At 60.8% G+C, this 10924-nt stretch carries 7 protein-coding genes; 3 read left to right on the top strand and 4 right to left on the bottom strand.

The features are described from left to right. Positions 1–276: 276 nt before the first annotated feature. From WGH93_RS05000 to WGH93_RS04985, 4 genes are all read right to left on the bottom strand, one after another. Positions 277–1812 (bottom strand): tryptophan halogenase family protein, encoded by a 1536-nt coding sequence (locus tag WGH93_RS05000; RefSeq protein WP_374763759.1) that lies wholly within the window; start codon positions 1810–1812, stop codon positions 277–279. A gap of 12 nt (positions 1813–1824) precedes the next feature. Continuing rightward, entirely contained in the window at positions 1825–2853 is a 1029-nt protein-coding gene (locus WGH93_RS04995; protein ID WP_374763758.1) for a cupin-like domain-containing protein, read from the bottom strand. Further along, positions 2853–3602, bottom strand: a complete 750-nt coding sequence (locus tag WGH93_RS04990; protein ID WP_374763757.1) for a SapC family protein — start codon at positions 3600–3602, stop codon at positions 2853–2855. The genes WGH93_RS04995 and WGH93_RS04990 overlap by 1 nt, the downstream gene beginning before the upstream one ends. Positions 3603–3713: 111 nt before the next feature. Beyond that, positions 3714–6737 (bottom strand): TonB-dependent receptor, encoded by a 3024-nt coding sequence (locus WGH93_RS04985; RefSeq protein ID WP_374763756.1) that lies wholly within the window; start codon positions 6735–6737, stop codon positions 3714–3716. Positions 6738–7082: 345 nt separating this feature from the next. Between WGH93_RS04985 and WGH93_RS04980 the strand changes: the two genes are divergently transcribed. The 3 genes from WGH93_RS04980 to WGH93_RS04970 are packed head-to-tail and all read left to right on the top strand — an operon-like array spanning position 7083 to position 10861. Next, on the top strand, positions 7083–8462 hold the full coding sequence (locus WGH93_RS04980; protein ID WP_374763755.1) for a GH1 family beta-glucosidase: 1380 nt from the start codon (positions 7083–7085) through the stop codon (positions 8460–8462). Further along, positions 8456–9850: a glycoside-pentoside-hexuronide (GPH):cation symporter gene (locus WGH93_RS04975; protein WP_374763754.1), complete on the top strand. Its 1395-nt coding sequence runs from the start codon at positions 8456–8458 to the stop codon at positions 9848–9850. The genes WGH93_RS04980 and WGH93_RS04975 overlap by 7 nt, the downstream gene beginning before the upstream one ends. 6 nt (positions 9851–9856) lie before the next feature. After that, entirely contained in the window at positions 9857–10861 is a 1005-nt protein-coding gene (locus tag WGH93_RS04970; RefSeq protein ID WP_374763753.1) for a LacI family DNA-binding transcriptional regulator, read from the top strand. Positions 10862–10924 lie beyond the last annotated feature (63 nt).

Below are 10924 nucleotides of genomic sequence, written 5' to 3'. Positions count from 1 at the left end.
CGCTCTCAAGCGCCCCCGTGGTGCCCGAAATCACCGCAGTGTCAAAGCCGAACAAAAAACCGCCCAGCGCCGCAACGATGGTGCTCAATATAACAACCGCATTGGGCCGCGGTGTGGCCCTGTCCGTATCACGCATCATATCGCCTTTCCGATTTTTCGATCGCCCTGCCGGAAGGTTTTTCCGATACGGGCGCGGTGTGAAATGGTCCGGTGCCACCCTGTGGGGCTGGCCTTGATCCGGCATGAAAGAATGAAGCAAAAAGGCGGACAACTGTGTCAGGCATGGCCCGCCACCGGCTTGGCCATGGCCTTGTCCTTCGGCGGCGAAGCCGGGCAGTATTGCCGGATATAATCGGCATGAACCGGCAGGCCGCGCATGGTGCGATCCACATTGTCCGCCACATGGTCAAGAAATGCCTGCAATTCCTGCCCCTGCATGGCATCGACGATGGGATGATACCCTTCCGGCATCAGACCCTGCCCCAACATGACCTGAATCCAGGAGTTTTCCGCAAACAGTTCATCCTGCTTGCGGAATACCTGGCCGGTTTCCCGGAACAGCCGGATACGGTGGGCCAGGTCTTCGGGCACCTCCATATCCTGGCAATAGCGCCAGAACCGCGTGTCCCGACGGTTCGTCACCTTATAGTGCAGGATGATGAAGTCGCGGATGTTTTCCAGCTCGAAACGGGTTTGGGCATTGAATTCATCCACATCCGACTGGCGCACCCCATCAAGCGGGAACATGCGGCAAAGGCGGGTAATGCTGCGTTGGATCAGATGAATGGCGGTGGATTCCAGCGGCTCGACAAAGGCCGCCGACAACCCGATGGCCACACAGTTCTTATGCCAGTGCTGGTGGCGTGTACCGGTACGGAAACGCAGGGAGAACGGCTCGGTGATGGTCGGCCCGTCCAGATTGGCCAGCAGCGTTTCCCTGGCCTCGTCCACCGACATGTAACGGCTGGAAAACACCAGCCCGTTGCCCACACGGTGTTGCAGCGGAATGCGCCACTGCCAGCCCGCGCCATGGGCGGTGGAGCGCGTATAGGGTATGGGCGCTTCAGTGGACTCAGTCTGCACCGCAAGGGCGGAATCACACAGCAGCCAGTGGGACCAGTCCTCAAATCCCACATGCAGCGCCTGATCGATCAACAGGCCGCGAAACCCGGTGCAGTCTATGAACAGGTCACCGGCATGGACGCTTTCATCCGCCAGTGTCACACTTTCAATGTCCCCGCTTTGCGGGTGCGTGGTCACATGGTCGATCTTCCCTTCCACACGGCGCACGCCATCCGCCTCCGCGCGCTGGCGCAGAAAGGCGGCATAAAGGGTTGCATCCACATGATAGGCGTAATTCAGCCCCAGCTTGGGCAGGTGGGCGAACCGGTTTTCCTCCGCCGCGCGCAGTTCCAGGCAATAATCGCCATAATCGCGCGCATGGCCTTCCGCCAGGCCCTTCAGCCAGAAATGCTGGAAACCTGCGGTCCAGTGATCCTTGCCGGTTATCCCGAAGGAGTGGATATAGCGATGGTCCACATCCCGCCAGTTGACGAATTCGATCCCCAGCTTGAAGGTGGCCTGCACCTTCGACATGAAGGTGGCTTCGTCTATTTCCGCAAGCTGGTTATAGGTCAACAGCGGTGGAATCGTCGCCTCTCCCACGCCGATGGTGCCAATCTGGTCGGACTCGATCAGCGTGATATCCAGAACCCGCCCCAGCGTGCGCGCCAGAAGCGCCGCGGTCATCCAGCCCGCCGTGCCACCGCCGGCGATCACCACTCTCTGTTTTTTCCGTTCATCGCCTGTCATGGGCCTGACCTTTCAACGATTGAGCATGTTGAGAAGATATGTACGAATCCTGCGCGCGTTTTCGTCCGTCATCGGGCCCAGAATACCCTGAGCCTCCGGCGGCAGATGATCCCGCGCCGTGGCCGGATCACCAAACACATAATGATCGAACAGGGCGCGCCATATGCGCTTCTGGTCCGGCGGCAGGGCGCGCAGAGTCAGGATTGCATGGGTCAATGCCGTTGCCGGGGTGCCCATATAGTCCGGGACATCCCGCCACCAGTAATTGACCAGAATGTTCAACGGGTCCGACGCCGCCACATAATGCCACCACATGGAAGGAATGAAGATGGCATCGCCCGGTTCCAGATCGGCGACGAAAGCCGCCGCCAGCGCATGACGGTACCGGGGGAAGCGGTCATGGTCGGGCTTTTCCGGGTCCACCAGCGAAACCGGCTGACCCGCCGGGGTATTGTCGATCGGCCCCACATACAGATTGGCGATCTGGTCCGGCGGGAACAACAAAAAGCGTCGCCTTCCCGCCGTCACACAGGCCACATTATGCGGCAGGTCATAATGCGGCGCGATGCGGCTGCGATTGCCGATCCAGATGCTGGCAAGCGGCTCCCTGTCCGCGAAATCCAGCGGGTTTTCCGCCCGCAGCCCCGGCAAGGCCGTATCGACCGTGGTGGAGGCCACATATAATAATGGCGGAGCCGGGTGGGGCAGCGCCTCTTCCAGCCTGTCCAGCACCCCGGCCAGGGGGGTGCGTTCAATGCGCACATTGGGGCCGCTCAGATCATCTTCATAGAAAACCCGCCCGTCGATCTCCGGCGCGCCATGGTTAAGGGCCACCGTCGCCCCGCCAACGAAACGCCGCAGATAGTCGAGCGTCGCGGCGGCCCCCTTTCGCCCATGATCGACCAATGGCCAGTCCGCCACCAGGCCGCGCATGACAAAGGGCATGACATGGCCGTTATCGCCATCCGGCGCATCCACCGGCAGCGGCATCGCCGGATGCCAGGCACGCTCGGCCAGCGGGGTCGGACCCTGGGCCGTCATCAGCCCAGTCCTGCCCGCCGCCTGGCGTTTTTCCGGTCGATCAGCGGCTTGATGCGCGACAGGGACGCCACCGCCATATAAACCGGCAGCAGGTAATTGGCCGCATTCAGCCGTGCAAGGCCGTCCCCATCCAGACCATACAGGGCTTCTTCATGGATGACATGAAAGCCCGCAAGCCGATTCTGGGAGCCGTCATCCAGTTCCAGATCCAGGGTCAGCGGTTCCAGCAGATCCATGTCCAGAAGCGTTTCCATGAACGCCTGCTCCATCTGATGGCCCTGATGCAACTGGTTCAGCACCGTCATCATTCTTTCAAGGTAGGGAGTATGGCCCCCATGGGGCAGAAAGATCGGGTTCCCTTCCGTGCTGGACAGGCGGGGGCTGTCCATGTCGATATGCAGAACAGGGCTGCCGTCCTGCGGCTCGAAGCCGATCATAAAGGGGCCGCGTTCCACACTGAGGGGGATATAATCCGCATCCCAGCCGGTGCCGGCATTCGGCCCCTTATCCGGCCCGGTATCGGTCAGGAACAGGTTTTCACCTTTTTCAAAGCCCAGCATGGCCACTGCGTGAAACGTGCCGCTGCCCGCATCCCGATGGAAAAAAATCGGATAATGAGCCTGAAGGTTTCGGAATTCAGAGGGATAGGCGATGGCATAATGCACCGCGTCGCCCAATTCGGCACAACGCCGGGAGCGGACCTTCAGGTCCGCATGGTCAACATTGTTAAGCAGGCGATGGTTTGCCACAAGGCCGCTCCGTATGATTTCTGACGCTGCGGGCACCATGTCCCGCCATTCACAAGGATGAGAACCGGGGGGCAAACCTGCCCCCCGGAAGTGCCATCATAGCGAACCGGATCAGAATTTATACCGAAGGCCGAAATTATACCGCGCGCCCGTCTGGGTCACGAAGTGCAGGATGTTTTCATGGCGCCCGCTGACCCGCTGGTTTGAATTGAAGATATTGATACCTTCCGCCAGAACGGTCCAGCCATCAGCAAAGTCATAGCTGACATTGGCATCCACCTGGGTAAACCCTTCGGTGAACATGGCGTTGCGGCTGCCGCCCGGATCGAACCGGCTGGCCAGGAACTTGCCCCGCCAGTTATAGGCCACCCGCGCCTGGAAGCCGTCCTTGTCATAGAAGCCGATCAGGTTGGCGCTGTCGCTCAGCCCTTCCAGCGCGAACTGCACTTCCTCCGGCGGCGCGGTGACATCAAAGTCCACATCGCCGCCCACGCTGGTATAGTTGGCGATGAAGCCGAAACCGCTTTCGCCAAAGGCATGTTGCAGCGCGATTTCCCAGCCACGCACCGTCGCCGTCTGCTCGTTGTTCACCGGGGCGAACACATCGAACACCAGGGCCGGGTCTTCCCCAGGCACGCCGAAGATACTGCCGGTCAGATTGCCATTGGCATCAACGCCGGTGATCTCCACGGTGGACGGGTCCGCATTGTTGAAGATGTACTGGCGGATCTCCGTGGTGGTGGCATCCGGGCCCAGGGCTGCCTGCGCCGCCTCGAAACGTTCCCCGCCGAACGGCGTGACCAGATCGAAGGGCGTTTCCTGAACCACATCCTGTGAAATGAAGTTCTTCACATTCTTGTGGAAATAACCAACCGAGAAGAAACTGGCTTCCGCATAGTAGTATTCAGCCGAGAAATCCAGATTATCGGACTTGAACGGCAGCAGGTTGGGGTCCCCCCGGCTGGCGGTACCACCGTCCACCCGGAAAAGCTGGTTCAGTTCCTGCCCGCCCTGAATGGCATTGAGCGATGGCCGCGTCAGGGTCTGGCTGAAGGACGCCCGGAAGACCACATCCCGCATCACGTCCATGCTGAAATCGATGGCCGGCAGGAAGTTGTCATACCCGCCCTTCAACTCGGTGAAATCCCGCTCATCCGAGAAGATGATGCCGAACTCGTTTTCCGCCACCCACTGGGTTCCCGTGGGGATGGGCACCAGCGCGCGGGAGGTCACGTCCGTATCCTCATAGCGCAGGCCCACCGTCAGGAAGGACGGCATATCGAGGATATCGAATTCCGCATTGGCCTCCGCATAAAAGGAGATGCTCTCCTCCTGAGTGCGTCGATCGGTGGTGAAATCGTCAGACCGGCATACGCCGTTGCCGCCGCAGGTGCCGTATGTCTGGTCCACCAGCGCGATCATTTCCTCGAAGTTCCAGACCGCCATCTGGTTGAACAGGTCCGGGTTGTCGGACCCTTCGATATTGCTGAACTTGTCGGAAACGGTGGTGATCGAGAACATGTCGTCCGGCACGTCGGATGCCGGGCCCTTGCCGCCCCAGGTGTCGTCCTGCACATTGGCAAAGGCCGACCGCACGCGGCTGTCCAGATACGCGGCACCGAAATTGATCGATTTCACGATGCCGGTGTCGAACTCATACTGGCCGGAAAACTGCGCCTGATCGATTTCGTTCCGCATGAAGCTGTTGCGGAAGCTGTTGCCCGTCACCACGATCTGGGACGGGTCCACTTCGTTGGAATCGTTCAGAAGATCGATGGAAATGACGGGGAAGGCTTCCTCGAAGTTTACGCCCTGCCCCACCACATTGAATGATGCCGTGCCGAGAACCGCATTGGAACCGAACGGGCTGTCCTGCTTAGAGCTGGCCGAGGAAGAATGAGCATCGAGCTCCAGGGTCAGATTGCTGGTGGGCTTCCATTCGATATTCCCGCCCAGCGAATTGTTTTCATTGCGGGAAGCGAACAGGCCGCCACCGAACGACAGGTCCGTCGGCGCGCCGTCGAAGCGCTCGGCATAGAACAGCGGGCCAACCACCGGACCATCGGTCCAGGCGCTGGTTGTGTTCCCGTGATTGAACCAGATGGACATGTCGTTGCGGCGGGTCTCGATCTCGAATTCCGCATAGGTGAAGTCCACGGTGGCGGTCAGATTGTCCACCGGCTGCCACTGAAGGGTCACCTGACCATTGATCCGCGTGCGGTCAATATCGTTGATGTTGTAGTTCATGTTCTGGGGCGTGGCAAAAATATCATCCGGCCCCGGCGGGTTGGTCACCTGCTGATTGTTGGGCGGCTGGGGCAGCGCGCCCCAATCGTTGGAATCGCCCCGGAACGGCCCGCGCCAGCCGCTGGTCGCACCTGCCTGGGCAAAGCCGGACTCACGGTCCTGGAAGCTGCCGGTCAGGGCGATGCCGAACTTGCCGTCTTCCGTCGTATTGCTGTAAAGGCCGGAAAATTCAGACCCGATACCGGTATCGTCAATGCGGGAATTGTCCAGCACGATCTTGCTGCCGAAGGTGGCTTTCATGCCGGGGTTTTCCAGGGGCCGCGTGGTGCGCACGTCAATGGTGGACCCCAGCCCGCCAAGCGGAATGGACGCCCTGCCCGTCTTGTACACATTGACCGCCGCGACGCCTTCGGAGGCGATATTGGCGAAGTCAAAGGACCGGCTGCCGGACGCGCCCGTATCCGCGATCGAGGACACCGGCATCTGCCGGCCATTGAAGGTGACCAGGTTGAAATCCGGCCCGAAGCCACGCACCGTCACCCGGCTGCCTTCGCCGTTTGTCCGGTCGATGGAAACACCGGTGATCCGCTGCAATGATTCCGCCAGGTTCGTGTCGGGGAACTTGCCCATATCCTCGGCGGTGATGGCATCCACAACGCCGCGCGCATACCGCTTGGTATCCATGGCGCGCTGCAACGAGCCGCGGATACCGGTGACGACGATCTCGTCCAGTTCCTCAAAGGCGAGCGCCGCTTCCCGTTCTTCTTCCTGACGTTCCGCTTCCGTCTGATCCGAATCCTGAGCATGAACAGGCGCCGCCGACATGACAGCCGCCAGAATGAACGGGAACGAGGCGGCCACGGGCCGACCAATTGAAATGCAGGACATATCCTCCCCCACGTGTGTTTTTTTTACCCTCTAACAAAACGCTTACCGGCTGCTTGACGGGCCGCCCCTCCTCCCAGAGGGATAATGAAAGCGCTTTCATGATCAATTACCGACATTGGCACGGCGCTGTCAATAGCCTTCTTGCCCTTGCCGGCCCCCTTCGCGCTGCAACACAGGGCAACGGGCCTGCCCCGATTTCATCCAAAGGCTTCACATGACGGCGGTTCGGGGCGCGGCTCCGGGCGCTTGACTGGAAGCGCTTACATAGTATCATTTGAAAATATACGGGATTTTTTCGGTCCCCCCGCAGCCTAACATGCCCGTCTCAGGCGAAAGGTATCCCACATGCCCACCGACTCGCACGCCGATCTCCCGGATGATTTTCTCTTCGGGGCGGCCACATCCAGTTTCCAGATCGAGGGCGGCGCGGACAGCCGCCACGCATCCATCTGGGACAGCTTCTGTGAAAAACCGGGTGCCATTGCCGATGGCAGCAACGGGCGGGTCGCCTGTGATCACATAACCCATTGGCGGGAAGACATCGATCATGCCGCCGCCATGGGGCTGGATGCCTACCGGCTGTCGCTATCCTGGCCCCGGCTGATCGACCCGGATGGCAACCTGATCGGGGAAGGTATCGCCTTTTACATCGCCCTTCTGGAACGGGTGGCGGAACGGGGCATGAAAGCGTTTGTCACCCTGTATCACTGGGATCTGCCCCAATATATCGAAGATCGCGGTGGCTGGATGAACCGCGAAACCGCGGAGCTGTTCCGCCAGTATGCGGATCAGGTCAGCCGAGCGCTGAACGGGCGGGTGGATGCCTGGATCACGCTGAACGAACCCTTTTGCAGCGCCTATCTGGGCTATGAAACCGGGGTGCACGCGCCCGGCCTCATCGGGGCGGACAAGGGCCGCGTCGCGTCCCACAACCTGTTGCTGGCCCATGGCATGGCGCTGGCCACGCTGCGCCGGAACTGCCCCGCCACCCCGGCGGGGATCGTGGTCAATTACAGCCCCTGCCTGCCCTTTTCCCGAAGCGCGGCAGACCGCAAGGCCGCCCGTCTGGCTGAGAATTACAAATATCTCTGGTATCTGATGCCAGTGCTGGAAGGCCGCTACCCGGACATCATCGATGACCTGCCCCCGGACATGCACCCGCCGGCCATTCAGGATGGCGACATGGCACTGATCGCCGCGCGCCCCGATTTCATTGGCCTCAATTATTACACGCGGGAAACCTACACAGCCGACGGGGACACCCTGTTCCGGCAGGTTCCCGACCATGGCCCGAACACCACCGCCATGGGCTGGGATATCTGCCCGGAGGGCCTGTACGATCTTCTGTGCAGTCTTAACCGGCGGTTTTCCCTGCCCCCGATCCATATTACGGAAAACGGCGTGGCGCTGCGGGACGAGCCCGCACCACAGAATGCCGACGACACCATTGACGACGGCGCCCGCTGGGCGTTTCATGAGCGCCACATCGCCGCCATCGCCCGCGCGGTTGCCGCGGGCGTGGATGTGCGCAGCTATTTCGCCTGGAGCCTGATGGACAATTTCGAATGGGCGGAAGGATATACCCGGCGCTTTGGGCTGATCCATGTGGATTATCGTGACCAGACCCGACGCTGGAAAGCGAGCGCCCACGCATATCAGCGCTTTCTGCAAAACCGCAAGCGGGCTTCCGGCACCCTTACCAACGGGAATGTGGCACATTGCTGAGCATCAGGGAAAAGGTGGCTTACGGGCTGGGGGATACGGCCAGCAATTTCGTCTTCCAGACAGTCATCCTGCTGATGTCCTTTTTCTATACCGATATCTTCGGGCTGGCACCCGGCATTGTCGGCACCCTGTTTCTGGTCGTGCGCATTTTCGACGCGGTGACGGACCCGCTGATGGGCGCGTTGACGGATCGCACCCGGTCCCGGCATGGGCGGTACCGGCCCTATCTGCTGTGGCTGTCGGGGCCGTTTGCCCTGATCACCATTCTGGCCTTCACCACCCCGGATTTCAGCGAGACCGGCAAGGTCTGGTACGCCTTCATCACCTATACCATGCTGATGGCGATCTATACGGCGATCAACATTCCCTATTCCGCCATGGCCGGCACGCTGACCGCCGACAATCAGGAACGGGTCAGCCTTCAGGGATACCGTTTCTTTTTCGGTATGCTGGGCGGGCTGGTGGTCACGTCGCTGACCCTGCCGATGACCGACTGGCTCGGCGGCGGCGACATGGCGCGCGGATATCAGCTTGCCATGACCGTGCTGAGCGTGGTGGGCTTCGTGCTGTTTCTGCTCTGTTTCCTGGGCACGCGGGAACGGGTGGTGCCCACCGGGCAAAGCCACGGGCGGCTGAGGGCGGATTTCCTGCTGCTGCTGAAGAATGATCAATGGCGCATCCTGTGCGCGGTGGCGACCCTGGTGCTGGCCGGTCTCGTGATGCGCACCACCCTGACCGCCTATTATGTGAAAGCGTTCCTGGACCTGTCCGCCTGGCACGCCCGCGGATATTCGGTGGCGGATCTGATCACCCTGTTCATCACCACCGGCATGGTCGGGGGCATTATCGGCGTGTCACTTGCCCCCGCCATGACACGGCGGTTCGGGAAAATCCGCACCTATCGCATGGCCTTGCTGGGCGCGGCGATGCTCAGCCTGGCGAGCTACTGGATTCCCGCCCACGCTGTCATACCCGCGCTCATTCTTTATGCGGTGTGGAACATGACCCTTCAGGCGGGCACGCCGATCCTGTGGGCCTTCATGTCCGACGTGGTGGATTATGGCCATGCCCGATCCGGGGTGCGAATCAACGGCATCACCTTTTCCACGGTGATTTTCTTCATCAAGCTGGGGGTGGCTTTTGGCGGCGCGCTGGCAGGCTGGTCGCTGGCCTTTTACGGCTATGACAGCAGCGTTCCCGCCAGCATTGCCACGCGGAACGGCATTCTGTTGTCCCATTCCGTGGCCCCGGCCCTTTGTTTTCTGGCCGTCGCCGCCATCATGGCGCGCTATCGTTTGACACAGGCGCGGCTTGCCGCCCTGCGTCCGGCCATTTTATCCTGCGACGGGCAGGATGACACATTGCGGAATCAGGACCAGGGGAGTTGATCTGACATGGCAACCATCTATGCGGTATCGCGCCTTGCGGGGGTCTCTCTTGCAACCGTGTCGCGGGTCATCAACGGCAATGTAAGGGTCAAGGCGGAAACCCGCAAAAAGGTGGAAGACGCCATCAAGGCGCTGGATTACCACCCCAATTCCGCCGCCAAGTCGCTTGCCTCCAATCGCTCGGACAGCATCGGTCTGCTGGTGTCGGAGTTGCACGGCCCCTTTTTCGGTGGCTTGATGAGCGTGATCGAAAAGGACCTGCGCGAAGCCGGGAAGCATGTGATCATCACCGCCGGTCACGCCAATGCCCGAAGCGAGGAAAAGGGCATCGACTTTCTGATCAACCGCAATTGCGATGGCCTGATCCTGCACTGTGAGGACCTGAGCGACCTGAAGCTGCTGCAACTGAGCGAAAAGGACGTGCCGCTCATCCTGGTGAACCGCTATGTGGAGGATCTGAAGGACGGCTGCATCGATCTGGACAACCGCGAAGGCGGCAGGCTGGCCTGCCAGCATCTGATCGATCAGGGCCACCGGCGGATCGCCTGCATTTCCGGCCCGAAATGGAAGCGCGACGCCATGAACCGCCTGAAAGGCCATCGAGGTGCCCTTGAACAGGCCGGCATCCCCTGGCAGCCCGCGCTTTGTGCGGAAGGCACCTATCGGGAAGAAAGCGGCTATGACTGCATGTTGCGCCTGCTGGATAGCGGTCAGCCCATGACGGCGGTGGCCTGCGGCAACGACGAAATGGCCGTGGGCGCAATGAAAGCCCTGCGCGAGCGGGGAATTCAGATTCCGCAAGATATATCCGTGGTCGGCTTTGACGATGTGGTCTTTGCCACGCTCGCCGTGCCACCGCTGACCACCGTTCACTTCCCGGTCGATGATATGGGCCACCTTGCGGCGGACCTGATCCTGTCCAAATGCTATGGGGAAGAGCGTGACATCGGCGCCCTGCGCTTCAAGCCGCGGCTGGTGGTCCGCAATTCCGTCGCACCACCAGCCGCCTGATCCTAACGTGTGATCCTAACGCCTGAGCCCGCCATGCAGCGCCCGAACTTGGGCGCCCTGGGG

The sequence above is a fragment of the Yunchengibacter salinarum genome, assembly GCF_037658235.1.
Lineage (GTDB): Bacteria > Pseudomonadota > Alphaproteobacteria > Sphingomonadales > Kordiimonadaceae > Yunchengibacter > Yunchengibacter salinarum.
Note: the sequence above shows the minus strand (reverse complement) of the source record. Positions and strands in the feature narration are given on the sequence as shown.